Here is a 22,575-nt window from a genome sequence, read left to right on the forward strand (position 1 = left end):
CGCCCCCGGAATGCTGGATGATCTCAGCGGGTTCCACGGCCACCTCTTAGTACTTCAGCAGGTTGGCGTCGTCCACCGACGCGGACCTGCGGGTTCGGAAGATCATCACGATGATGGCGAGGCCGATCACGACCTCGGCCGCGGCCACCACCATCACGAAGAACGCGATGATCTGGCCGTCCAGGTTGCCCTGCTGCCTGGCGAAGGTGACGAACGCGAGGTTGCAGGCGTTGAGCATGAGCTCCACGCACATGAACACCACGATCGCGTTGCGCCGCACCAGCACACCGACGGCGCCGATCGCGAACAGCAGCGCGGAGAGCACCAGGTAGTGAGTGGTCACTTGCCGTCCTCCTGCTGGAGTGCCGCGTCCCTCACATGGACGGGCTCGTCGTCCGGGTCGGAGTCGCGGCCCTGCGCCGCGTCCTTCTCCAGGACCTGCTTGATGAGCGCCGCCTTCGCCGGGTCGGTCGGCGCGAAGCCGTCCTCGATCTCGTGCCGGGCGAGCACCCGGTTGATGGACTTCTCCGCGACGGTGCCGTCGGGCAGCAGGGCGGGCATGTCGATCGCGTTGTGCAGCGCGTAGGTGCCGGGTCCCGGCAGCGGCGAGGGCTGCGGGCCGCTGAAGCGGGCGCGGGCCAGGTCGCGCTGGGTGGCCTTGGGCCGGACGCGCTCGCGGTGCGCCAGCACCATCGCGCCGAGCGCGGCGGTGATCAGCAGCGCCGAGGTGACCTCGAAGGCGAAGACGTACCTGGTGAAGATCAGCTGCGCCAGGGAGGGCACATTGCCGCCCGCCTCCTTCACGGCCCCGGCGAGGCCGGTGGGCGCGGCGTAGGCGGCGTTGCCGACGCCCAGGGCGAGCAGGGCCGCGAAGCTCAGGCCCGCGACGGCCGCCCAGAGGCGCTGCCCCTTGATCGTCTCGACCAGTGAGTCGGCGGAGTCGACGCCGACGAGCATCAGGACGAACAGGAAGAGCATCATGACCGCGCCGGTGTAGACGATGATCTGCACCGCGGCGAGGAAGGGGGCGTCCTGGACCGCGTACAGCACGGCCAGCGACAGCATGACGACGCCCAGCATCAGGGCCGAGTAGACCGCCTTGCGGCTGAAGACGAGCCCGAGGGCGGCCCCCACCGAGACGACCGCGAGAACCCAGAACGTGATGGTCTCACCCATTGTTGCGTCCCAGCCGGTAGTAGTCCTCTTCGGTCTCGCCGAGACGCATGGGGTGCGGCGGGATCTCCATACCGGGACCGAGCGGCGCGAGCAGCATCTCCTTGGTGTAGATCAGGCTCTCACGGCTGCTGTCGGCGAGGTCGTACTCGTTGGTCATCGTGAGCGCCCGTGTCGGGCACGCCTCGATGCACAGGCCGCACAGGATGCACCGCAGATAGTTGATCTGGTAGGTGCGCCCGTAGCGCTCCCCCGGCGAGAACCGCTCCTCGTCGGTGTTGTCCGCGCCCTCGACGAAGATCGCGTCGGCCGGGCAGGCCCAGGCGCACAGCTCGCAGCCGACGCACTTCTCCAGGCCGTCGGGCCAGCGGTTGAGCTGGTGCCGGCCGTGGAAGCGCGGGGCCGTGGGCCGCTGCTCCTCGGGGTAGTTGACCGTCTCGACCTTCTTGAACATCGTGTGGAAGGTCACGCCGAACCCCTTGATGGGGTTCAGCCAATCAGTTGCTCCCACTGGGAACCTCCTTGCGCGCTACACCGTGGTAGTGCGGCAGGTCGAGCGGCGGCACCGGGAAGCCCCCCGCGGACGGTTCGGCTTGGAGTTGCTCGAACTCGGCCTCGACCTGGGCGGCCTTGGCCTCCTTGCGCCTCTGCAGCACGCTGTCGAAGCGCCACCAGATGCCGAGGCAGGCGATCATCACGATCGCGGCCAGGATGAGCACGAGCGAGCGGTCGACGCTCTCCAGCTGCAGGGCCCGCACCGTGGCGACGAGCAGGATCCAGGCCAGGTTGACCGGGATGAGGATCTTCCAGCCGAGGGCCATCAGCTGGTCGTACCGCACGCGCGGCAGCGAGGCGCGGCACCAGATGAAGAAGGAGAAAACCAGCACCATCTTGAGGAAGAACCACAGCAGCGGCCACCAGCCGGCGTTCGCCCCGTCCCACATGGAGATCGGCCACGGGGCCCGCCAGCCGCCCATGAACAGGGTGATGGAGACCGCGGAGACCACGAAGACGTTGACGTACTCGGCGAGCATGATGACCGCGAACTTCAACGAGTTGGAGTACTCGGTCTGGAAGCCGCCGACCAGCTCGCCCTCGCCCTCGGGCAGGTCGAAGGGGACCCGGTTGGTCTCGCCCAGCATCGTGATGATGTAGATCAGGAAGGACGGGATCAGCAGGATCATGTACCAGGAGGGCATCGAGAACTGCACGCCGAACAGGGTGACCACCCCGCCCGTCGCCTGCGCCGCGACGATCTCCGAGGTGGAGAGGGTCCCGGCGAACAGGAAGACGCCCACGAACGACAGGCCCATCGCGATCTCGTACGAGACCACCTGGGCGCTGGCCCGCAGGCCGCCGAGCACCGAGTATGGGGAGCGCGAGCCCCAGCCGGCCAGCACGATGCCGTACACGCCGATCGAGGCCATCGCGAGCACCAGCAGCACAGCGACCGGCAGGTCGGTGAGCTGCAGCGGCGTCTGGACCCCGAACATCGAGACCATCGGGCCCATCGGGATGACGGAGAAGGCCAGGAAGGCCGGGACCGCCAGGACGACCGGGGCGATGAAGTAAATCACCTTGTCGACGGTCCGGGGCATCAGGTCTTCCTTCAGCCCCATCTTGAGACCGTCGGCGACCGACTGGAGCAACCCGAACTTGCCCGCCCGGTTGGGGCCGTACCGGTTCTGCATGCGGGAGATGAGCTTGCGCTCGAACCACACGCCGAACAGCACGCCCAGCATCAGGACGATGAAGATGACGGCGGCCTTGATGATGCTGATCCAGAGCGGGTCCTTGCCAAAGTCGGCGAGGGTCGGATCGGCCGCTAGAAGAGTCCGGGCATTCATTACCGCTCCTCGTTAGCTTCGCCGGCGGCGCGTACCTCGCCGGCCGTCGTGCCGGTGGCACGCTCGTCGAGCCCGGTGCCCGCGACGGTACTCGCCGGACCGGGCGTGACCGGACCGGCGGCGACGGGCGCGACGGCGCTTCCGTCGGACGCGGCGTTCCCGGCGGAGGCGCCGACGCTGACCACGTCACCGGCGACGGCGCGCAGGTCCCGGGTGACCGAGCGGCCCGCGGAGTTGGCCGGCAGCCACACCACCCGGTCGGGCAGGTCGGCGATCCGCACCGGCAGGCTCAGCGAGCCGCGCTCGGTGCCGACGACGATCTCGCCGCCGTCGACGAGGCCGTTCTCGGCCGCGGTGGACTCCGACACCAGCGCCACGGCCGGGCGGGCGGTGCCCGCCAGGTACGGCTCCCCGTCCTGCAGGCGGCCGTCGTCGAGCATCAGGTGCCAGCTGGCCAGGACGGCCTCCCCCGCCTCGGGGCGGGCGGCGGCCCGGCCGGCCAGCTCGGGGGCGGCGGCCCTGGGGCCGCGCCAGGCGCCGATCGCGCTGAGCTCGCGGCGGGCGGCGGCGGGGTCGGGCAGGCCGAGGTGCACGTCCATCGCGTCGGCGATCGAGGAGATGACCCGCAGGTCACTCATGATCCCCGGGACCTTGAGCGCCGTCTCGAAGGTGCGCCCGCGTCCCTCCCAGTCGACGAAGGTGCCCGACTTCTCGGCCACCACGGCGACCGGGAGCACCACGTCGGCGCGGTCGGTGACCGCGCTGGCGCGCTGCTCCAGGCTCACGATGAACGGGGTGTTCTCCATGGCGAGCAGCGCGGCCTGCGGCGCGGCCAGGTCGTAGGGGTCGACACCGGCGACGACGAGGGCGTCGAGCTCGCCGTCGAGCGCCGCCGCCAGCATGGCGGTGGTGTCGCGGCCCTCGCCCTCGGGCAGCGAGGAGACGTCCCACGCCCTGGCCACCTCGGCGCGGGCGGTCTCGTCGCCGACCGGGCGGCCGATCGGCAGCAGGTTCGGCAGCGCCCCGGCCTCGATCGCCCCGCGCTCACCGGCGCGGCGCGGGATCCAGGCGAGGCGGGCGCCGGTGGAATCGGCGAGCCGCAGCAGCGCCGACAGCGCGCCCGGCACGGTGGCGAGCCGCTCACCGGCCAGGATGATCGCGCCCGGCTGCCTGATCGCCTCGGCGGCGATCGCGTCCACGGCGGCCAGGTCGTCCAGGACGGCGGTCTCCGTACCCGGCACCGCCGGGATCAGGGTGCCGCCCATCTTGGCGAGCCCGGGACCGGCGAACGGCGCGACGGAGAAGACCTTCAGGCCCTTCTTGCGCCACGCCTTGCGCAGCCGCAGGAAGACGATCGGCGCCTCCTCGTCGGGCTCGAAGCCCGCCAGGAGCACCGTCGGCGCCTTCTCCAGGTCGGCGTAGCGGACCTCGATGCCCCTGCCCGCGACGGCGTGCGCCAGGAACCGCGCCTCCTCCTCGGAGTGCGGCCTGGCGCGGAAGTCGATGTCGTTCGTGCCGAGGGCGATCCGGGCGAACTTCGCGTAACCGTACGCCTCCTCGACGGTGACGCGACCGCCGACGAGCACGCCCGCGCGCCCGCGCGCCGCGGACAGGCCCTTGGCGGCCGCGGCGAACGCCTCGGGCCAGGAGGCCGGGACCAGGCGGCCCTCCTCGTCACGGACGAGAGGGGTCCTCAGCCGGTCCGGCTGGGTCGCGTAGGTGAAGGCCCAGCGGCCCTTGTCGCAGTTCCACTCCTCGTTGACCTCGGGGTCGTCCCCGGCCAGGCGGCGGGTGACCTTGCCGCGCCGGTGGTCGGTGCGCAGGGAGCAGCCCCCGGCGCAGTGCTCGCAGGCGCTGGGCGTGGAGACCAGGTCGAACGGGCGGGCCTGGAAGCGGTACGCGGCGCCGGTGAGCGCGCCCACCGGGCAGATCTGCACGGTGTTGCCGGAGAAGTAGGACTCGAACGGGCGGCCGTCGGCGGTGGCGACCTGCTCCTTGGCCCCGCGCTCGAAGAAGTCGATGAGCGGGTCTCCGGCGATCTCATCGGAGAAGCGGATGCAGCGGGCGCACTGGACGCAGCGCTCGCGGTCGAGCAGCACCTCCGAGGAGAGCGCGACCGGCTTCTCGAAGGTCCGCTTCTTCTCGGTGAAGCGGCTCTCGCCCTGGCCGTTGGACATCGCCTGGTTCTGCAGCGGGCACTCGCCGCCCTTGTCGCAGACCGGACAGTCGAGCGGGTGGTTCAGCAGCAGCAGCTCCATCACGCCGCGCTGCGCCTTCTCGGCGACCGGGGAGGTGAGCTGGGTCTGGACGACCATGCCCTCGGCGACCTCGATCGCGCAGGAGGGCTGCGGCTTGGGGAAGCCCCGGCCGTTTCCGGCGTCGGGGATGTCCACCAGGCACTGGCGGCAGTTGGCGGCCGGCTCCAGCAGCGGGTGGTCGCAGAACCGGGGGATCTGGATGCCGAGCAGCTCGGCCGCCCGGATGATCAGAGTGCCCTTCGGGACGCTCACCTGGAAGCCGTCGATGGTGACGGTGACCAGGTTCACCGGCACCTGCTGCGCCGGGGTGGTGGCTTCGACGGTCATGGCGTCTCCTCCGTCGGCCTGGCGACCGGGACGGTGCTGTGCTTACCGGTGTGCTTGCCGGTTGCCTGGGTCCGCGCGCTCATCGGGCACCCCACACCGTGGACGGGGCGTGATCGAACGGGCAGCCGCCGATCTCGAAGTGCTTGAGGTATTCGTCGCGGAAGTACTTCACCGACGAGTGGATGGGGCTGGTGGCACCGTCGCCCAGGGCGCAGAAGGAGCGTCCCAGGATGTTGTCGGCGATGTCGGTGATCGTGGTCAGGTCCTCTTCGGTGCCCTGCCCTTTCTCCAGCCGCTTGAGCACCTGCTTGAGCCAGAAGGTGCCCTCCCGGCAGGGGGTGCACTTGCCGCACGACTCGTGCGCGTAGAACTCCGTCCAGCGGAGCACGGCGCGCACCACGCAGGTGGTCTCGTCGAAGATCTGCAGGGCCCGGGTGCCGAGCATCGAGCCCTTGGCGCCGACGGACTCGAAGTCCAGCGGGACGTCGAGGTGCTCGTCGGTGAAGATCGGGGTGCTCGACCCGCCGGGGGTCCAGAACTTGAGCCGGTGGCCCTCGCGGATGCCGCCGGACATCTCCAGCAGCTCACGCAGCGTGATGCCGAGCGGGGCCTCGTACTGACCGGGCGTGGTCACGTGGCCACTCAGCGAGAAGATGCCGAAGCCCTTGGACTTCTCGGTGCCCATCCCGGCGAACCAGTCGGCGCCGTTGGCGATGATGGAGGGAACACTCGCGACCGACTCGACGTTGTTGACGACGGTCGGCGAGGCGTACAGGCCCGCCACGGCGGGGAAGGGGGGCTTGAGCCGAGGTTGGCCGCGATAGCCCTCCAGCGAGTCGAGCAGCGCCGTCTCCTCGCCACAGATGTAGGCGCCGGCCCCGCTGTGCACGACCAGCTCCAGGTCGAAGCCGGAGCCGAACAGGTCGGTGCCGAGGAAGCCCTTGGCGTACGCCTCGGCCACGGCCGCCTGCAGGCGGCGGATGACGTGCACCACCTCGCCGCGCACGTAGATGAAGGCGTGGTTGGCCCGGATCGCGTACGCGGTGATGATGACGCCCTCGACCAGCGAGTGCGGGTTGGCCATCATCAGCGGGATGTCCTTGCACGTGCCGGGCTCGGACTCGTCGGCGTTGACCACCAGATAGTGCGGCTTGCCGTCCCCTTGGGGGATGAAGCCCCACTTCATGCCGGTGGGGAAGCCCGCGCCGCCCCGGCCGCGCAGTCCGGAGTCCTTGACGGCCTGGATGACGGCGTCGGGGTCCATGCCCAGCGCCTTCTTGGCCGCCGAGTAGTCGCCGTAGCCCTCCAGGGTGAAGGAGTTGGGCTGGTCCCAGTTCGCGGTGAGAACCGGGGTGAGAGTGGTCACTTCGTCTCCTCGCCTGACAGCCCGTCGCTCCGTGACGAGGCCGTGCCGTGCCCGCGGGCACGCTCGTTACGCTCGCATGCGCCGGTCTGACCGATACGCCCGCTCGTGGTGGCTCCGCTCCGTGGCACGCTCATGCCTCCGGGGCCTTCCATCCGTTGGCCTTCGCGATCCTCAGGCCCTCCAGGGAGGGGCCGTTCGCCGAGGGGCCGTCGCCGGCCAGGCCGTCGGGCAGCCCCGCGAGCACCCGCGAGGCCTCCTTGAACGTGCACAGCTTCTTGGGGCCCCGGGTCGGGGAGATCTCCTTGCCGTCCCGGAGGTCGTCGACGAGCTGCTTGGCCGAGGCCGGGGTCTGGTTGTCGAAGAACTCCCAGTTGACCATCATCACCGGGGCGAAGTCGCAGGCGGCGTTGCACTCCAGCCGCTCCAGCGAGACCTTGCCGTCGGGAGTCGTCTCGTCGTGGCCGACACCGGCGTGCTCGGACAGCTCGTCCCAGATCTGGTCGCCGCCCATCACCGCGCAGAGCGTGTTGATGCACACGCCCACGTGGTACTGGCCCATCGGCCTGCGCTTGTACATGGTGTAGAAGGTGGAGACGCCCACGACCTCGGCCTTGCTCACGCCGAGCATCTCGGCGCAGAACTCGTGGCCGTCGTCGGAGACGTAGCCGTCCTCCGACTGCACGAGGTGCAGCAGGGGCAGCAGGGCCGACCTCGGCTTCGGGTAGCGGCCGATGATCTCCTTGGCGTCGCGCTCCAGGCGCTCGCGCACGTCCGGCGCGTACCCCTTGGACACGGTCGCGCTCACCTCCTCGCCGCTCGTCGGGACTGCCCTGTCGTCGGCCGGGCCCGTAGTCGCGCTCATCGGTCGACACCTCCCATCACCGGGTCGATCGAGGCCACCGCCGAGATGACGTCGGCGACCATGCCGCCCTCGCACGTCGCGGGCATGGCCTGCAGGTTCGTGAAGGACGGGTCGCGGAAGTGTACGCGGTAGGGGCGGGTCCCGCCGTCGCTGACCACGTGGGCGCCGAGCTCGCCCCGGGGCGACTCGACCGAGGCGTACGCCTGCCCGGCCGGGACCCGGAAGCCCTCGGTCACCAGCTTGAAGTGGTGGATCAGCGCCTCCATGGAGCCGCTCATGATGTGCGCGATGTGGTCGGGCGAGTTGCCCAGGCCGTCGGGGCCGAGCGCGAGCTGCGCGGGCCAGCCGATCTTCTTGTCGTCGACCATCACCCGGCCGTTCTTGAGCGGCCCGGAGAGGCGGTCGAGCGCCTGCTCAATGATCTTGAGCGACTCCTCCATCTCGGCGACCCGTACCAGGTAGCGGCCGTAGACGTCGGCGGTCTTCTCCGTCGGGACGTCGAACTCGTAGGTCTCGTAGCCGCAGTAGGGCTGCGACTTGCGCAGGTCCCAGGGCAGGCCCGCGGCCCGCAGCATCGGGCCGGTGACGCCCAGCGCCATGCAGCCGGTGAGGTCGAGGTAGGCGACGTCCTTGGTGCGGGCCAGGTAGACCGGGTTCGCGTCGAGCATCTTGCGCATGTCCTTGATGCGCCCCGGCATGACCTTGAGCAGCTCGCCGACCTTGTCGACGGCGCCGGCGGGCAGGTCGACGGAGACGCCTCCGGGCCGGACGTAGGCCATGTTCATCCGCAGGCCGGTGATGTACTCCATCACGTCGAGCACCATCTCGCGCTCGCGGGACCCGAAGAGGAACGGCGTGGTCGCGCCCAGCTCCATGCCGAAGGTGCCGATGGCCACCATGTGCGAGGAGATCCGGGTGAGCTCCATCATCATCACGCGGATGGCCTGGGCCCGCTCGGGGATCCGGTCGGTGATGCCCAGCAGCCGCTCGACGCCCATGCAGTAGGCGGTCTCGTTGAAGATCGGCGCCAGGTAGTCCATCCGGGTGACGAACGTCGTGCCCTGGGTCCAGGTCCGGTATTCAAGGTTCTTCTCGATGCCGGTGTGCAGGTAGCCGATGACCGTGCGGGCCTCGGTGACCGTCTCGCCGTCCAGGTTCAGGACCAGGCGCAGCACGCCGTGCGTGGACGGGTGCTGGGGGCCCATGTTGACGACGAGCTGCTGGTCCTGCTGGCCGGAGAGGGTCTCGACCAGCTCCGTCCAGTCGTTGCCGGAGACGGTGTAGACCGTGCCCTCGGTGGCGTCGGCGGACTCGTCGTACGCGGTGTCGTACGGGCCCCCGAGGGTCTCCTTGGTCTCCTGGTAGGGGACGCTCATGTGTAGGACCTCCTCTGGTCCGGCGCGGGGATCTCGGCGCCGCGGTACTCGACCGGGATGCCGCCGAGCGGGTAGTCCTTGCGCTGGGGGTGACCGTCCCAGTCGTCGGGCATCATGATGCGGGTCAGCGCCGGGTGCCCGTCGAAGATGATGCCGAAGAAGTCCCAGGTCTCGCGCTCGTGCCAGTCGTGCGTGGGGTAGATCGAGACCGTGGAGGGGATGTGCCGGTCGTCGTCGGGGCAGGAGACCTCGACGCGCAGGCGGCGGTTGTGCGTGATCGAGCACAGGTGGATCACCGCGTGCAGCTCCTGGCCCGCCAGGTGGGGGTAGTGCACGCCGGAGACGCCGAGCGAGAGCTCGAAGCGCAGCGCGGGGTCGTCGCGCAGGGTCTTGACGACGTCGAGCAGGCGCTCGCGCCTGACGTGGAAGGTCAGCTCGCCGCGGTCGACGACCACGCGCTCGACGGCGTCGCCGAGATCGCCGCCGAGGGCGCGCTCCAGCTCGTCGGCGACGGTGTCGAAGTAGCCGCCGTACGGGCGGGCGCTGGACAGCTCGGGCTTGCGCCGCACGACGAGGCGGCCGTAGCCCGAGGTGTCGCCGGTGCCCGAGGCGCCGAACATGCCCAGGTGGGCGACCGGCTCCTCCGGCACCCTGGGGAGGTTGTCAGCGGGTTCGCTCGTCATTTGGCGGTTCCCTGGTCGATCAGCGGCAGCGTCCGCAGGGCCTGCAGTTCGAGCTCGTCGATCTGCTTGGCGCGGTGCGCGCCGAACTTCGTGTTCTGGATCTTGTCGTGCAACTTGACGATCGCGTCGATGAGCATCTCGGGCCGCGGCGGGCAGCCGGGCAGGTAGATGTCGACGGGGACGACGTGGTCGACGCCCTGCACGATCGCGTAGTTGTTGAACATGCCGCCGCTGGAGGCGCAGACGCCCATCGCGATGACCCACTTGGGCTCGGCCATCTGGTCGTAGATCTGGCGCAGCACCGGGGCCATCTTCTGCGACAGCCGCCCCGCGACGATCATCAGGTCGGCCTGGCGCGGAGACGCCGAAGCGCGCTCCATGCCGAAGCGCGCCAGGTCGTGCTTGGGACCGCCGGTGGACATCAGCTCGATGGCGCAGCAGGCGAGGCCGAACGTCGCCGGCCAGACGGAGTTCTTGCGTGCCCAGCCGGCGACCTGCTCGACCGTGCTGAGCATGAACCCGCTCGGAAGTTTCTCTTCAAGACCCATATCTAGTCCCAGTCCAGACCCTTGCGGCGCCACACGTACGCGTAGGCCACGAGCACGGTGACGATGAACAGCAGCATCTCGACCAGTCCGAAGATCCCGAGCTGGTCGAACGCGACCGCCCACGGATAGAGGAAGATGATCTCGATGTCGAACACGATGAACAGCATCGCGGTGACCATGTACTTCAGCGGGAAGCGTCCTCCGCCCACGGGCTGGGGCGTCGGCTCGATGCCGCATTCGTAGGCGTCGAGTTTCGCGCGGTTCCAGCGCTTGGGACCGGTGAAGGGGGCGATCGTCACCGAGAAGATCGCGAATCCCGCCGCGAGAACGGCGAGCACCAGGATGGGTGCGTACAACTCCATCGCTACGCCTCCTCTCCCATCTCCACGCGCGCCGGCGCGTAGCTCTGCGTTGTGGTGTATTTCGAAAGTCTAGGCAAATCGATCATCGCCCCCGGCTCCGGGTGCTCGGCACTCGCTGACCTCGTCGACCTCATGCCGGTGGCGCCACCTTCGACAGGGCGTTGATGATGCGGTCGGACGCGTCACCCCGCCGGTCGGTGAGATTAGCAAGGAGCTTGAGCGCGAACCGCATCAGGTGCGGGTGCGGCAGCGCGTGACGGGTGGCGAAGTTCATCACTCCGCGATGCCCGATCAGCTCCACGAATCCCCTGCCGAGGGTGAAGTATCCACCGTATGCGTCTTTGAGCGTCTGGGGGTAAGCGCGCAGCACGCGCTCCCGCTGCGCCGGGGTCACCCTGCCGAGCGCCTGGACGATCGTCTCGGCGGCGATGTGGCCGGTCTCCATCGCGTACGCGATGCCCTCGCCGTTGAACGGGTTGATCATCCCACCGGCGTCGCCCACCAGCACCAGGCCCCGCGTGTAGTGGGGCTGGCGGTTGAAGGCCATCGGCAGCGCGGCGCCCCTGATGGGGGCCGTCATGTTCTCCTCGACGTAGCCCCACTCGGGGGGCATGCCCTTCACCCAGCGCTTGAGCAGGTCGCGGTAGTCCATGCCCTTGAAGGACTCGCTGGTGTTCAGCAGCCCCAGGCCCACGTTGGAGGTGCCGTCGCCGACGCCGAAGATCCAGCCGTAGCCGGGCAGCAGGGTGTCGCCGTCCCACAGCTCCAGCCAGGTCTCCAGGTAGTCGTCGTCGTGGCGGGGGCTCTCGAAGTAGGTCCGCACGGCGACGCCCATCGGGCGGTCCTCGCGCTTGTGCAGTCCCATCGCCAGGGAGACGCGGGTGGAGTTGCCGTCGGCGGCGACCACCAGCCGCGAGCGGTAGGTGACCTCCTCGCCGTCCCGCCTGGCGACCACGCCGACGATGTGCCCGCTGCGCTCGTCGAGGACCGGGGCGGTGACGTTGACGCCCTGCAGCAGGCGGACGCCCGCCTTGACCGCGTTCGCGGCCAGGATCTCGTCGAAGTCCTGGCGGGTGCGGACCAGGCCGAAGTCGGGGTAACTCGACAGCTCCGGCCAGTCGAGCTCGAAGCGCATCCCGCCGCCGACCACGCGCAGGCCCTTGTTGCGGACCCAGCCGGGGGCGTCGATGTCGATCCCCATCGCGATGAGCTGCTTGACCGCTCGGGGCGTCAGCCCGTCGCCGCAGACCTTCTCGCGGGGGAAGGTGGTCTTCTCGAGCAGCAGGACGTCAAGCCCGGCCTGCGCGAGATGGAAAGCGGTTGTCGAACCGGCGGGCCCGGCGCCGACGACGATGACGTCGGCGTCAGCCTCAGCGACTTTCCGCTGTGTGGCGGCTGGCACGGTCACGGGACCTGTCCTGTCCTACACGCTTAAGGGGCCTCGGGGTAAGGGGCCTTTCGTTCCTTTGTGAAGGTCTTCACAAACTTGTCGCGCCGAAGTCTAACGCCTTTGCAGGGCAAAGTGTCAGGCGGGTGTTGTCATCGCCCGCGAATCTTCTAGGCGGGCTTGTACGCACGGTGAAGGGCCACGATTCCCAGGGTCAGATTACGCCAGGCGACCCGCTCCCAGCCCGCCCCCTGAATGATCTTCGCCAGCCCCGCCTGGTCCGGCCAGGCCCTGATCGACTCCGCCAGATACTCGTAGGAGTCGTCGTTGGACCCGAAGAGCTTCGCGGCCTGCGGCATCAGTCTCATCAGGTACTGCGAGTACACGAGGTCGAAGGACTTCGGCGTGGGGTGCGAGAACTCCAGGATCACCAGGCGCGCGCCCGGCCTGGCCACCCGGTACATCTCGCGCAGCGCCCGGCCGGTGTCGTGCACGTTGCGCAGCGCCGTGGAGATCGTCACCGCGTCGAAGACGCCGTCGGCGAAGGGCAGCCGCAGCGCGTCGCCCGCGACGAAGCTGACGCCCCGCACCCCTCCTCCGGAGATGCCCGAGCCGCCCCTGCGCCTCACCCCGGTGCTCAGCATGCCGAGCGAGAAGTCGGAGGCGATGGCGCGGGCGCCCAGCGCGGTGAACGCGTCGGTGGACGTACCGGTGCCCGCGCCGAGGTCGAGGACGAGCTCCCCGGGGCCCGCGTCGACGGCCGCGGCGGCGGCCTTGCGCCACAGCCGGACCTGGCCCAGGGAGATAACGTCGTTGACAAGGTCGTACCGCCTGGCCGTGCGATCGAACATCGCGGCGACCTCGTGCGGCTGCTTGTCCAGAGAAGCGCGCGTCATGACCCCCACCCTAGGGCCGCCCCGACAATCCACGGAAAGTAGTCATTCCATTACCTAGAGCATGCTAAAAATTGTCGAATGTTTGCCAGAGCCACTTACGCGCTGGTCGCGGCCCTCACCCTGGTCCCCCCGGGGGTCGCCGCCGCCGGCACCACGAAGCACAGCGGGGTCGTCTCGGCCGATCCGGTGGACACCACCCCTCACGTGCTCGACGGGATCGTCAACGCCATCGCGCTGGTGGGCGGCACGGTGGTGGTCGGCGGCTCGTTCGGCGAGGTGCGCGAGGCCGGGAGCGCCGGGGTGGCGAGGGTGCTGCCGCGCGCCAACCTCTTCGCCTACGACCTGGCCACCGGCCGGATCCTGCCCGGCTTCGCGCCGCGCCTCGACCGCCCGGTCCAGGCCCTGGCGGCGGGGGTCCGCGGCACCGTCTACGCGGGCGGGCGGTTCACCAGGACCGGCGACGCCCAGACGCGGGGCCTGGCCCTGCTCCGGCTCTCCGACGGCTCCCCGCTCCCCCGCTTCGGCGCCCAGGTCCACGGCGGCACGGTCACCAGCCTGGCCAGGCTCGGCCGCCACCTGTACGCGGGCGGCGACTTCACCCGCGTCGGCCGGGTCGCCCGTACGGCACTGGCCAGGCTCGACGCCGTCACCGGCGCGGCCGACCCGTCCTTCACGATCGAGCCCGGCGCGCCCAGGGGAGGCAGGACCAGGGTCCACGCGATCTCCCTCGGCCCCGGCAGGCTCGCGGTCGGCGGCGACTTCACCACCCTCGGCGGCCTGCCGCGCGCCCAGCTCGGCCTGATCGACGTCACACCTCCGGCCGTCGTCGCCCCGGACGCCCCCGCGCCGGGCCCCGCCGCACCGGCCACGGTCGCGCCGTGGCGGACCGACGCCTACCGGGGCAGGTGCATGGCCGACTTCCCCGGTTACGTGCGGGGTCTGGACTTCGCCCCCGACGGGAGCTATCTCGCCGTCGTCACGACCGGCGGGCCGGGGGGCCGGGACAGGATGTGCGACACCGCCGCCCGCTTCGAGACCGGCGCGCGCGGCGCGGTGGAGCCGACGTGGGTGAACCACACCGGGGGCGACTCGCTGTACGCGGTGGCGGCGACGGGGGCGGCCGTCTATGTCGGCGGGCACCAGCGCTGGCTGGACAATCCGGGCGGCCACGACTCCGCGGGCCCCGGGGCGGTGGCACGGCCGGGGATCGGCGCGATCCATCCGCGCACCGGCAAGGCACTGACATGGAACCCGACGCGGGAACGCGGAATCGGGGTCAAGGCATTCCTCGCGCATCCCGGTGGATTACTGGTTGGTAGTGACACAACCCGCCTTGGTCACGAGTACCATGCCCGAGTCGGCATGTTCCCGTTGCCGATCACTCCCGATTCTTAGTGATTCGCTCGCTCACCGCGTCCCTCTGCTTCGAGAGCAGGACGTAACTGGCCACACCGCTGACCAGGAATGCGGCGATCAACAGGACCAGGGGCTGGCGCAGGCCGAGGATATAGAGCACTCCCAGGCTCACGGCCAGCAGGCCGACCCGGGACGCGGTGTAAACGATGACGGGATGCACAGCGTCGAGGCTACGTCACTCCACTCACGGCCTCGCGATCGCGGTGGCTGTAGCGGTAACTCTTCGCATCGACTGCGAGCGCTGCTAGTCTTCCCAAGAGATCTGTTTCGTAAAGAAACACCCACGAGAGTCCCAAAAAGGCTCTATCATATAACAATCGGGCAGGCAGTAGATAACAACCCGTGATCTTTGTTGAAAACCACGGATAAATCAGGCTTCGCTCGGCACACTGGTTACCTGTCCGCCCGCTGGCAGGAAGCGGGATGCGAGGGGGAGAGATTGTGGAGAGTAGCAGCGAGCGTCTGCTGACGCCCGGAGAGGTTGCCGCCCTCTTCCGGGTCGACCCAAAGACGGTTACACGCTGGGCCGCGGCAGGCCGCATCAGCAGCATCCGTACCCCCGGAGGGCACCGGCGTTTCCGCGAGTCGGAAGTGCACGCCCTTCTGCGTGGAGAGGACGTCTTGACGGCCGAACGGCCGGCAGGCGAGTCCCCGCGCGTCTGACGACTTAGGACGTCACACCATCGGTGATCCTGCGCGCCTTACCCGGAAGCCGCAGGGTCACCGTGGAGTCGTGTGAGATACGACACGATACGGACGGTGACCTCCCCCGTCACCGGGCCACCCGCCCGCCGGGCCCGCCGCCGCGTTCCGCACCCGGAACCCCCCGGCGCGCTCCGGCCCCCGATCTCCCCGGTCCCGGCCCGGCTCGCCCGGCCGAAGCCTCGCCGAAAAGCCCCCTAGGTCTCCTGCTCGGCCTTGAAGGCGAGGAACTCCCGCTCCAGCTCGTCGTTCTCCTCCAGCCACCGGCGGCGCCGCTCGGCCCACTCCTCCTCGGTGAGCGACTCGGCCAGCCAGCGGTCGTAGTCGGGGTCTCCCGGAGAGACCTCCACGTAGGCGTTGCCGATCAGACGCCCGTCATCGCCGGCCAGGGTCTGCGGCACGCGCAGGGTCCCGTCAGCGAGCCTGACGACGTACATCCCAGATCACCTAGATTCCGTAGCGCCGGTTGAAGAACAACATGACGTTGAGCGCCATCCGCGTGTCGCCGCCCAGCATGTCGACCAGCGCGGGGCGCTGCCGGGAGACGATCGCGGCGAAGGCGTCGGCGAAGAACTCCTTGCGGCCCAGGTCGCCCGCCTGGAGATGGAACCCCGAGGCCAGCACGGGAACGCACTGGGCGTAGAGGGCGGCGAACTCCGGGGAGTCGGACACCCAGTCGCCGTGGGTGGCGTCCACGTCGTCCAGGGCGTGCCCGACCTCGTGCATCATCACGTCGGGGGTGGGCGAGGGCCGGTCTCCCACCACGATCTTGCGGTCGCCGTACGCCCCCGCGCAGACGTCCCACGTCGCCCGGCCCGAGGGGAGCGGCGCGCCGCGCAGGTATCCCATGTCGTCCAGGTCGGGCACCCCGCCAGCGCCGACGTAGATGCCGTCGAGGCCGTCGGCCAGCTTGTCCTTCAGCACGTCGGGCAGCCTCGCCAGGCTCTCCACCGCCCGTACGACCTCGGGGGGCGGTGTCTCCCACCGCGAGTCCCACTGGCGGTGCAGGATGCGCTCCAGGCGCCCGCAGTGGCGCAGGCCGTCACCCAGGTCGGGGGTGTCGGGGGAGTTGGGCTGGGCCCGGGGACTGTCGTCGAGCTCGAAGTCCTTCCAGGTGTACTGCGGGCGGTCGGCCACCGGGGCCGTGACCGTCCCGACCCGGCGCTCCGGCTCGCGGGGGACCTCACGCGGAGCCTCCCTGACGGCACTGTCCGCACGCGCGGCCGGACCCCGCTGCCACCACCGCCGTCGATGGCGGCCCTTGTCGCCCGAATGTGCCATCACACCCCCTGGGGAAGTGGCAACGGCTCTAAGGTACGGGGTGGGACCCCTGCCAGTCATCCGTAACACGGGGCCGGACCGCAACCGGTCCCACGATGGCTTACAGTTCGGGCATGCCCCTGCTTGTCGGTCTGGCGATACTCGCCTTCTGGCTTTACTGCCTGTTCGACGTCATCACCACCCCGGACGAGGAGTCCAGGAACCTGCCCAAGCTCCTCTGGGTGCTCATCGTGGTGCTGATGCCGATCGCCGGGGGAGCCTTCTGGCTGTTACTCGGCCGGCCGACCGGCCCCAGGGCCCCCCGCCCCCTCCCGCCCGAGAACAGGCAGCCGCGCCCCGAGGCCCCGAAGGGCCCCGACGACGACCCCGACTTCCTCAAGGATCTCGACCGCCGCCTGCGCGACGACGACTGAGAGAGCGAGCTATCGACCGGCCGATACGACTGTTACGGCCGACCGAATTCCGGCGCGGAAACTCGCGGGGAATCCAGTGTGAAGAATCAACGGAAAACCCGGCCCGGGAATTCGCCGGAAAATTCCGATGCGAAAAATCGGGCCGGGGAAATCTCGGCGTCGAGAATCAGCCGGGAACCTCGGCGTAGGAGTGCAGACCCCCGAGGAAAATGTTCACCCCGACCAGGTTGAACAGCAGGCAGGCGAAGGCGACGAGCTGCACGATCATGGCCGCCCTGCCCTTCCATCCCGCGGTGGCCCTGGCGTGCAGGTAGGCGGCGTAGGCGATCCAGGTGATGAACGCCCAGATCTCCTTGGGGTCCCAGCCCCAGTAGCGGCCCCACGCCTTGTCCGCCCAGAGCGCCCCGGCGATGACGGCGAAGGTCCAGATCGGGAAGCCGATCACGATGGCCCGGTGCGCGACCCGCTCCAGATCCTGCCGGGACGGCAGCCGGACCGCGCTGTCCTTCCTGACCAGGTAAAGAATGCCGGAGACCCCGGCCACGATGAACAGCCCGCTGGCGACGATGGCCGCGGACACGTGGATCGCGACCCAGTACGAGTTCAGCGCGGGCACCACGGGACCGGCCTGCACGTGCAGGTACCGTACGGCGAAACCGAGCCCCAGCGCGGCGGCGACCGTGACGAACGCGCCCAGGAAGCGGACCGGGTAGCGGAGCTGCATGAACAGGAACGCGCTCACCGCCGCGAGGCACATGGCGACCACGAACTCGTACATGTTGCCCCACGGCCACCGGTCCACGGCGAGGCCACGGGTGAGGACGGAGGCGAGGTTGGCGGCCCAGCCGAGCCAGCTCAGCCCGACGGCCACCGGTCCCGCCCACACCGCCCAGGCGGGAGGCGCCTTGGGCGCGGGACCGTCCCCGGCCGGGGCGGAGCCGGCGGCCGGGGTCCCGCCTCCGCCGACGGTGGCCAGGACGGGCCGGGCCGCGCGGGCCGACGCCCCCGCCGACCGGCCGAAGGCCAGGTCGAGGGCGTAAGCGATCATTGCGGCGACGTAGAGCAGCACCGTCGCCAGGATGAGCTGGTCGCTCAACGTGGCGAGGCCGGCGTCAACCTCAGCGGACATCCTTCACTCCTGAATTCGGAACTCCTGGGTTCAAGGCGGAGACGATCTCGGTGAACTCCTCGCTGAAATCGCCGCCCTCGGTGCGCGTGAGACCGCCCGCCTCGACCTGGCGGTCCCCGTGGACCCGCACCCATATCCTGCGGCGGCGGACGGTCAGGGTGAGCACCAGGCCGACGACGGCGAGGACCGAGGCCACGAGCGCGGGCATCCGGCCCGGGTCGTGGGTGATCTGCAGGGCGATCCACTCCCTGACGCCGGTGAACTCGATCGAGCCCGCGCCGTTCGGGAGCGTGAGTTTCTCGCCGACCGCCAGCGGGTCGGCCTTCATGACCAGCGGCTTCATCTTCTTCAGGCTCGCCGGGTCGAGCTCGTAGACCGACTGCGGCCGGCCGTCCCTCAGGCCCAGGTCACCGGCGAAGGCACCGTACACCTGCGCGGTGGGGTTGGCGGCGCCGGGGAAGACCGAGACCCACTCGGAGCCCATCGGGACGGTCGTCGGCAGGAAGCCGACGAGGAGGCCGAGCTGCTCGGGCCGCGCGTCCGGGACCTTGATCACGCACTCGGAGGTGAAGGTGGCGGGCTGGACGACCAGGCAGGGCACCGGCCCGTCGAAGGCGACCTGGCCCTCGCCGTCGGTGATCCTGAAGGTCGGCGCGTAGCCGTGGTCGATCAGGTAGCTCAGCGTGCCGTTGACGTCCAGCGGCTCGTTGACCTTCAGGACGTAGTCGCGCGGGGCGGCGCCGGGAGCGTCCTCGACCTTGAGCCGCGCCTCGTAGTCGAGGGCCTGGCCCGCCTTCTCGCCCTTCGCGATGTAGGTCGCCTGGAAGTCGTCGACGGTGAAGGAGAACGGCTCCAGCGACTCGGCGTTCACCTGCTGGCCGGGCATGTAGCGGTCGTAGGCGGCGACCGTGTTGGCGAACCCCTCGCCCTCCACGACCAGCACGTTGCCCCGGTAGCCGTACAGCGTCCCGGCGCCGACCGCGACCAGCAGGCCGAGCAGGGCCACGTGGAACAGCAGGTTGCCGGTCTCGCGCAGGTAGCCCTTCTCCCCGGCGACCCAGCCGGGCCCGGTGGTCACCCGGAACCGCCTGGCGCGCAGCCTCGCGGCGGCCTCCTCGACGGTGAGGTCGGACTCGAAGGAGGCGTGCTGCGGCAGCCTGCCCAGGTTGCGCGGCGCCGCGGGCGGCTTCCTGCGCAGCTCCCGCAGGTGGGTCGCGGTACGGGGGAGCACGCAGCCGATCAGGGACACGAACAGCAGAAGGTAGATCGCGGCGAACCAGGGCGCCCTGAACACGTCGAACAGCCAGAACCGGTCCAGCCACTCGGCGAGCCGAGGACTGTCGTCGAAGTACTGGAAGACCTTGGCGTCGGAGACGCCGCGCTGCGGCCAGATCGAGCCGGGGATGGAGCCCAGGGCGAACAGGAACAGCAGGATCAGCGCGGTCCGCATCGAGGTGAGCGTCCGCCAGAACCAGCGCGCCCACCCTGCGACCCCGAGCCCGGCGGGCCGCCGCGCCTCGTCCACCGCTCGCTCCCCCGTCTTCGGGTCGACGGACACCATCAGATCACCGGCTCGAATCCGCCGACCCAGCCCTGCGTCATCGCGACGAGCTGCTCCCACAGCCCGGTGACGAGCAGCACGCCGACGACGACCAGCATGACGCCGCCCACCCGCGTGATCAGCTGCGAGTGCCGGCGTACCGCCTTGAACGTCCGCAGCGCCCTGCTGTACACCAGCCCGGCCGCCACGAACGGCAGGCCGAGGCCGAGCGCGTACGCGAAGGCGAGCAGCGCGCCGCGACCGGCGCTGCCCTCGTTCAGGCCGAGGGTGAGCACGACCGCGAGGGTGGGGCCGATGCAGGGGGTCCAGCCCAGGCCGAACACCAGGCCGAGCAGGGGCGCCCCGGCCAGCCCGGCGGCCGGGAGCCGGTGGATGCGGAAGTCGCGCTGCAGGCCCGGAATAACCCCCATGAAGGCGAGGCCGAGCACGATCGTGAGGGCGCCCAGCACCCGCGTGATGATCCCGGCGTTGCCGAACAGGGCCGCGCCGAGTCCGCCGAAGAGCGCTCCCCCGGCCACGAACACGGAGGCGAAGCCGAGGACGAACAGCACGATGCCCGCGACCATCCGCCCCCGCCTGGGGTCGGCGCTCATGCCGGTCACGTACGACAGGTAGCCGGGGACCAGCGGCAGCACGCACGGCGACAGGAACGACACCAGCCCGGCCGCGACCGCGATCGGCAGCGCGAGCGCCAGCGAGCCACCGGCGACGGTGCCCACGAGGTCGGCGCTCATGACGGCCCCGGCCGTCGCCCGGAGGCGTCAGCGCTCATCGCCGACCTTGGTCACCGCGTCGAGGAGGTCGTTGTACTTGACCGCGCCGAGGGCCCTGGCGGCGATCCGGCCCTGACGGTCGATGATCAGGGTGGAGGGGATCGCCGCGGGCGGGACCGTGCCCTGGAAGGAGAGCGCGACCTTGCCCGGCTGGTCGAAGATGCTCGGGTAACCCGGCTGGTGGCTGCGTTCGAAGGCGAGCGCGTCGGCCTTGCGGTCCTTGAAGTCGACGCCGAGGAACTCCACGCCATCCGCCTTCGTCTTGGCGGAGATGTCCTTGAGCACCGGCGCCTCGGCCCGGCAGGGCGCGCACCAGGAGGCCCAGAAGTTGACCACCACGATCTTGCCCTTGTGCGCCGCGAGGGTCGCGGTGCCCCCGTCGAGGGTCTCCCCCTCGACGGGCGGGGCGACCTTGCGGTCCGCGACCTGGAACAGGGTGATCTTGCCGTCACCCGCCACGAAGCGGGTGTCGCCGGTCTGCGGCTGCGATCCCTGGTTTCCGGCGCATCCGGCCACGGCGATCAGCAGCGCGGCGGCGGCGAAGGATTGTGCGCGCATGGGTGACGGAGGCTCCCTGTACTACAACCGGTAGAGCAATTACTGTACCGGCGGGGTCAGGCGCCCGGCACAGTGGGGCGTTTGACGAGCGCCGCCGCGGGCTCGCTGTATCCGACGCTGATCAGACGGTTTCCCTCGAAGGAGAAACTCGTGAGGCTGGCGAGGCCGCACTGCCTGCGGCGCGGGTCGTGCGGCAGGCGCCTGCCCTCGGCCGCGAGCCTGATGGTCCAGATCGGGAGCTGGTGGCTGACCATGATCGCCTCATGGCCGCGCGCCGCGTCGCGGGCGGCGTCGATCGCGGCCCTCATCCGGCTGACCAGGTGGGTGTAGCGCTCCCCCCAGGAGGGGCGGACCGGGTTCCACAGGTAGCGGTAGAAGCGCGGGTTGCGGAAGAGCGTGTCGCCCCTGCCGAGGGAGAGTCCCTCGAAGATGTTCTCGGCCTCGATGAGGCGCTCGTCGACCGTGACGTCCAGGTGGAAGATCTCGGCGAACGGGGCCGCCGTCTCCTGGGCGCGCTCCAGCGGCGAGGAGAACAGCGCGGTGACGTCCCGTCCGGCGACCGCCTTCGCCACCGTCTCGGCCATCTGGCGGCCGTTGTCGGAGAGGTGGTAGTCGGGAAGCCTGCCGTACAGGACGTTAGCGGGATTGTGCACCTCACCGTGGCGCAGGAGGTGAACGACGGTGGTCTCAGCCATGGTGTCGCCAGCCTACCGACAGGTATGGGTTGGTGGCCGGGCAGGTGGGCCACTCGGGGCGGGTGGGGCGGGATGGAGCAGGATAGGGTCACCGCGTGAGCCCCCTCGCGCTCGCCCTCGTCCTCGCCTCCGCCGTCGCCCACGCCTGCTGGAACCTGATGAGCAAGCAGGCGGCCGAGGCCGACGGCGTCGTCTTCGTCTGGATGGTGGCCGCGGCGTCCACGCTGGTCTGGACCCCGGTCGCGGCGGGCTACCTCCTCCTCGGCGGCGCCGGCCCCTCCTGGGCCGACCTCGGGGTGATCGCCGCGAGCACCACGCTGCACCTGGGCTACTTCATGCTGCTCCAGCGCGGCTACCGGCACGGCGACCTGTCGATGGTCTACCCGATCGCCCGCGGTACCGGGCCGCTGCTGGCCAGCCTGGTCGCCGTGCTGTTCCTGGGCGAGCGGCCGGGCCCGGTCGGTGTCGCGGGGATCCTGCTGGTCGGGACGGGCGTCCTCCTGCTCGGCGCGGCGCGCCGGCCCAGCCGCCGGGACCTGGGCGGGATCGGGTTCGGGCTGGCCACCGGGCTGTTCATCGCGGCGTACACCGTCTGGGACAAGCAGGTCGTGAGCGCCTTCGCGGTCGCGCCGATCCTGCTCAACTACGGCGGCGACCTCGGCCGCACCCTGGTCCTCACCTCGCCGGTGCTCGGCGCCCGCCGCAGGGGCCTGATCCTGCCCGTCTGGCACGAGCACCGGGCGCGGGTGCTGGGCGCGGCGGTGCTGATGCCGCTCTCCTACCTCCTCGCGCTGACCGCGTTCACGTTCTCGCCGATCAGCGTGGTGGCCCCGGTACGGGAGGTCAGCGTGCTCGTGGCGGTGGTGCTCGGCGGCAGGCTGCTGGCCGAGGGCGACCTGACCCGGCGGCTGCTGGCCGCCTGCGTCATCGTCGGCGGCGTGGTGACGATCGCCCTCGGCTGA

25 protein-coding genes are annotated in these 22,575 nt (G+C 70.2%); 4 read left to right on the plus strand and 21 right to left on the minus strand.

What is annotated here, in order from left to right; genetic code table 11:
• Positions 1-46 precede the first annotated feature (46 nt).
• The 13 genes from nuoK to ABD817_RS02620 all read right to left on the minus strand — a co-directional run bounded on the left by nuoK (position 47) and on the right by ABD817_RS02620 (position 13,085).
• Positions 47-343 (minus strand): NADH-quinone oxidoreductase subunit NuoK, encoded by a 297-nt coding sequence (gene nuoK / locus ABD817_RS02560; protein WP_329089089.1) that lies wholly within the window; start codon positions 341-343, stop codon positions 47-49.
• Positions 340-1,176, minus strand: a complete 837-nt coding sequence (locus tag ABD817_RS02565; protein ID WP_344914548.1) for an NADH-quinone oxidoreductase subunit J — start codon at positions 1,174-1,176, stop codon at positions 340-342. The genes nuoK and ABD817_RS02565 overlap by 4 nt, the downstream gene beginning before the upstream one ends.
• On the minus strand, positions 1,169-1,684 hold the full coding sequence (gene nuoI, locus ABD817_RS02570) for an NADH-quinone oxidoreductase subunit NuoI (RefSeq protein WP_344914550.1): 516 nt from the start codon (positions 1,682-1,684) through the stop codon (positions 1,169-1,171). Before nuoI ends, ABD817_RS02565 begins: the two co-directional genes overlap by 8 nt.
• Complete coding sequence (gene nuoH, locus ABD817_RS02575; RefSeq protein WP_344914552.1) at positions 1,671-3,020, minus strand: NADH-quinone oxidoreductase subunit NuoH; 1,350 nt, start codon at positions 3,018-3,020, stop codon at positions 1,671-1,673. The genes nuoI and nuoH overlap by 14 nt, the downstream gene beginning before the upstream one ends.
• On the minus strand, positions 3,020-5,605 hold the full coding sequence (locus ABD817_RS02580) for an NADH-quinone oxidoreductase subunit G (RefSeq protein ID WP_344914554.1): 2,586 nt from the start codon (positions 5,603-5,605) through the stop codon (positions 3,020-3,022). Before ABD817_RS02580 ends, nuoH begins: the two co-directional genes overlap by 1 nt.
• A 79-nt stretch (positions 5,606-5,684) precedes the next feature.
• Positions 5,685-6,971 carry an NADH-quinone oxidoreductase subunit NuoF gene (gene nuoF, locus ABD817_RS02585; RefSeq protein WP_344914556.1) on the minus strand — a complete coding sequence of 429 codons (1,287 nt, stop codon included), beginning with the start codon at positions 6,969-6,971 and terminating at the stop codon, positions 5,685-5,687.
• A gap of 130 nt (positions 6,972-7,101) precedes the next feature.
• Positions 7,102-7,833, minus strand: coding sequence for an NADH-quinone oxidoreductase subunit NuoE (gene nuoE, locus ABD817_RS02590; RefSeq protein ID WP_425583232.1), 732 nt, complete (start codon positions 7,831-7,833; stop codon positions 7,102-7,104).
• On the minus strand, positions 7,830-9,209 hold the full coding sequence (locus tag ABD817_RS02595) for an NADH-quinone oxidoreductase subunit D (RefSeq protein ID WP_344914557.1): 1,380 nt from the start codon (positions 9,207-9,209) through the stop codon (positions 7,830-7,832). Before ABD817_RS02595 ends, nuoE begins: the two co-directional genes overlap by 4 nt.
• Positions 9,206-9,892, minus strand: coding sequence for an NADH-quinone oxidoreductase subunit C (locus ABD817_RS02600; RefSeq protein ID WP_344914559.1), 687 nt, complete (start codon positions 9,890-9,892; stop codon positions 9,206-9,208). The genes ABD817_RS02595 and ABD817_RS02600 overlap by 4 nt, the downstream gene beginning before the upstream one ends.
• A complete protein-coding gene (locus tag ABD817_RS02605) occupies positions 9,889-10,440 on the minus strand; it encodes a NuoB/complex I 20 kDa subunit family protein (RefSeq protein ID WP_030916695.1) in 552 nt (183 codons plus the stop codon). The genes ABD817_RS02600 and ABD817_RS02605 overlap by 4 nt, the downstream gene beginning before the upstream one ends.
• A gap of 2 nt (positions 10,441-10,442) precedes the next feature.
• Positions 10,443-10,802, minus strand: coding sequence for an NADH-quinone oxidoreductase subunit A (locus tag ABD817_RS02610; protein ID WP_329089076.1), 360 nt, complete (start codon positions 10,800-10,802; stop codon positions 10,443-10,445).
• A gap of 130 nt (positions 10,803-10,932) precedes the next feature.
• Positions 10,933-12,210, minus strand: coding sequence for a geranylgeranyl reductase family protein (locus ABD817_RS02615; RefSeq protein ID WP_344914562.1), 1,278 nt, complete (start codon positions 12,208-12,210; stop codon positions 10,933-10,935).
• Between the two features lie 149 nt (positions 12,211-12,359).
• Positions 12,360-13,085: a demethylmenaquinone methyltransferase gene (locus ABD817_RS02620; RefSeq protein ID WP_344914563.1), complete on the minus strand. Its 726-nt coding sequence runs from the start codon at positions 13,083-13,085 to the stop codon at positions 12,360-12,362.
• Between the two features lie 78 nt (positions 13,086-13,163).
• On the opposite strand from ABD817_RS02620, the gene ABD817_RS02625 reads away from it, so the two are divergent.
• Positions 13,164-14,480: a hypothetical protein gene (locus ABD817_RS02625; RefSeq protein WP_344914564.1), complete on the plus strand. Its 1,317-nt coding sequence runs from the start codon at positions 13,164-13,166 to the stop codon at positions 14,478-14,480.
• Here ABD817_RS02625 and ABD817_RS02630 read toward each other — a convergent pair.
• Entirely contained in the window at positions 14,464-14,661 is a 198-nt protein-coding gene (locus ABD817_RS02630) for a DUF4229 domain-containing protein (protein WP_329089065.1), read from the minus strand. The genes ABD817_RS02625 and ABD817_RS02630 overlap by 17 nt on opposite strands.
• Positions 14,662-14,924: 263 nt before the next feature.
• Between ABD817_RS02630 and ABD817_RS02635 the strand changes: the two genes are divergently transcribed.
• Positions 14,925-15,164 (plus strand): BldC family transcriptional regulator, encoded by a 240-nt coding sequence (locus ABD817_RS02635; protein ID WP_012887349.1) that lies wholly within the window; start codon positions 14,925-14,927, stop codon positions 15,162-15,164.
• A 236-nt stretch (positions 15,165-15,400) separates the two neighbouring features.
• On the opposite strand, the gene ABD817_RS02640 is transcribed toward ABD817_RS02635, so the two are convergent.
• Both ABD817_RS02640 and ABD817_RS02645 read right to left on the minus strand, forming a co-directional pair.
• Positions 15,401-15,640, minus strand: coding sequence for a hypothetical protein (locus tag ABD817_RS02640; RefSeq protein WP_344914565.1), 240 nt, complete (start codon positions 15,638-15,640; stop codon positions 15,401-15,403).
• A 10-nt stretch (positions 15,641-15,650) separates the two neighbouring features.
• Positions 15,651-16,484 carry a hypothetical protein gene (locus ABD817_RS02645; RefSeq protein WP_344914566.1) on the minus strand — a complete coding sequence of 278 codons (834 nt, stop codon included), beginning with the start codon at positions 16,482-16,484 and terminating at the stop codon, positions 15,651-15,653.
• 113 nt (positions 16,485-16,597) lie between these two features.
• Between ABD817_RS02645 and ABD817_RS02650 the strand changes: the two genes are divergently transcribed.
• Positions 16,598-16,897, plus strand: a complete 300-nt coding sequence (locus ABD817_RS02650; protein WP_344914568.1) for a PLD nuclease N-terminal domain-containing protein — start codon at positions 16,598-16,600, stop codon at positions 16,895-16,897.
• 166 nt (positions 16,898-17,063) lie between these two features.
• Here the strand turns inward: ABD817_RS02650 and ccsA are convergent, their stop codons facing one another.
• Genes ccsA through ABD817_RS02675 form a run of 5 tightly spaced genes read right to left on the minus strand, consistent with a single transcriptional unit; the run spans position 17,064 to position 21,613 of the window.
• Positions 17,064-18,026, minus strand: coding sequence for a cytochrome c biogenesis protein CcsA (gene ccsA, locus ABD817_RS02655; protein ID WP_344914570.1), 963 nt, complete (start codon positions 18,024-18,026; stop codon positions 17,064-17,066).
• On the minus strand, positions 18,016-19,587 hold the full coding sequence (resB, locus tag ABD817_RS02660; protein ID WP_344914572.1) for a cytochrome c biogenesis protein ResB: 1,572 nt from the start codon (positions 19,585-19,587) through the stop codon (positions 18,016-18,018). Before resB ends, ccsA begins: the two co-directional genes overlap by 11 nt.
• Positions 19,587-20,321 (minus strand): cytochrome c biogenesis CcdA family protein, encoded by a 735-nt coding sequence (locus ABD817_RS02665; RefSeq protein WP_344914574.1) that lies wholly within the window; start codon positions 20,319-20,321, stop codon positions 19,587-19,589. Before ABD817_RS02665 ends, resB begins: the two co-directional genes overlap by 1 nt.
• Before the next feature lie 27 nt (positions 20,322-20,348).
• Positions 20,349-20,918 (minus strand): TlpA family protein disulfide reductase, encoded by a 570-nt coding sequence (locus ABD817_RS02670; RefSeq protein ID WP_344914576.1) that lies wholly within the window; start codon positions 20,916-20,918, stop codon positions 20,349-20,351.
• 56 nt (positions 20,919-20,974) lie between these two features.
• Positions 20,975-21,613: a histidine phosphatase family protein gene (locus ABD817_RS02675; protein WP_344914578.1), complete on the minus strand. Its 639-nt coding sequence runs from the start codon at positions 21,611-21,613 to the stop codon at positions 20,975-20,977.
• Positions 21,614-21,708: 95 nt separating this feature from the next.
• Here ABD817_RS02675 and ABD817_RS02680 point away from each other — a divergent pair, with 95 nt between their 5' ends.
• Positions 21,709-22,575, plus strand: coding sequence for an EamA family transporter (locus tag ABD817_RS02680; RefSeq protein WP_344914580.1), 867 nt, complete (start codon positions 21,709-21,711; stop codon positions 22,573-22,575).

Origin of the sequence: Streptosporangium oxazolinicum (assembly GCF_039537505.1) — a bacterium.
GTDB classification, from domain to species: domain Bacteria; phylum Actinomycetota; class Actinomycetes; order Streptosporangiales; family Streptosporangiaceae; genus Streptosporangium; species Streptosporangium oxazolinicum.

Coding starts and splice junctions, on each gene's coding strand:
- ccsA (WP_344914570.1), bottom strand. CDS start 18,026: ATGTCCGCTGAGGTTGACGCCGGCCTCGCCACGTTGAGCGACCAGCTC.
- ABD817_RS02600 (WP_344914559.1), bottom strand. CDS start 9,892: ATGACGAGCGAACCCGCTGACAACCTCCCCAGGGTGCCGGAGGAGCCG.
- ABD817_RS02640 (WP_344914565.1), bottom strand. CDS start 15,640: ATGTACGTCGTCAGGCTCGCTGACGGGACCCTGCGCGTGCCGCAGACC.
- ABD817_RS02645 (WP_344914566.1), bottom strand. CDS start 16,484: ATGGCACATTCGGGCGACAAGGGCCGCCATCGACGGCGGTGGTGGCAG.
- ABD817_RS02625 (WP_344914564.1), top strand. CDS start 13,164: ATGTTTGCCAGAGCCACTTACGCGCTGGTCGCGGCCCTCACCCTGGTC.
- ABD817_RS02580 (WP_344914554.1), bottom strand. CDS start 5,605: ATGACCGTCGAAGCCACCACCCCGGCGCAGCAGGTGCCGGTGAACCTG.
- nuoE (WP_425583232.1), bottom strand. CDS start 7,833: ATGAGCGCGACTACGGGCCCGGCCGACGACAGGGCAGTCCCGACGAGC.
- ABD817_RS02610 (WP_329089076.1), bottom strand. CDS start 10,802: ATGGAGTTGTACGCACCCATCCTGGTGCTCGCCGTTCTCGCGGCGGGA.
- ABD817_RS02670 (WP_344914576.1), bottom strand. CDS start 20,918: ATGCGCGCACAATCCTTCGCCGCCGCCGCGCTGCTGATCGCCGTGGCC.
- ABD817_RS02620 (WP_344914563.1), bottom strand. CDS start 13,085: ATGACGCGCGCTTCTCTGGACAAGCAGCCGCACGAGGTCGCCGCGATG.
- ABD817_RS02650 (WP_344914568.1), top strand. CDS start 16,598: ATGCCCCTGCTTGTCGGTCTGGCGATACTCGCCTTCTGGCTTTACTGC.
- ABD817_RS02595 (WP_344914557.1), bottom strand. CDS start 9,209: ATGAGCGTCCCCTACCAGGAGACCAAGGAGACCCTCGGGGGCCCGTAC.
- resB (WP_344914572.1), bottom strand. CDS start 19,587: ATGGTGTCCGTCGACCCGAAGACGGGGGAGCGAGCGGTGGACGAGGCG.
- ABD817_RS02635 (WP_012887349.1), top strand. CDS start 14,925: ATGCGAGGGGGAGAGATTGTGGAGAGTAGCAGCGAGCGTCTGCTGACG.
- ABD817_RS02665 (WP_344914574.1), bottom strand. CDS start 20,321: ATGAGCGCCGACCTCGTGGGCACCGTCGCCGGTGGCTCGCTGGCGCTC.
- nuoH (WP_344914552.1), bottom strand. CDS start 3,020: ATGAATGCCCGGACTCTTCTAGCGGCCGATCCGACCCTCGCCGACTTT.
- ABD817_RS02675 (WP_344914578.1), bottom strand. CDS start 21,613: ATGGCTGAGACCACCGTCGTTCACCTCCTGCGCCACGGTGAGGTGCAC.
- ABD817_RS02565 (WP_344914548.1), bottom strand. CDS start 1,176: ATGGGTGAGACCATCACGTTCTGGGTTCTCGCGGTCGTCTCGGTGGGG.
- ABD817_RS02605 (WP_030916695.1), bottom strand. CDS start 10,440: ATGGGTCTTGAAGAGAAACTTCCGAGCGGGTTCATGCTCAGCACGGTC.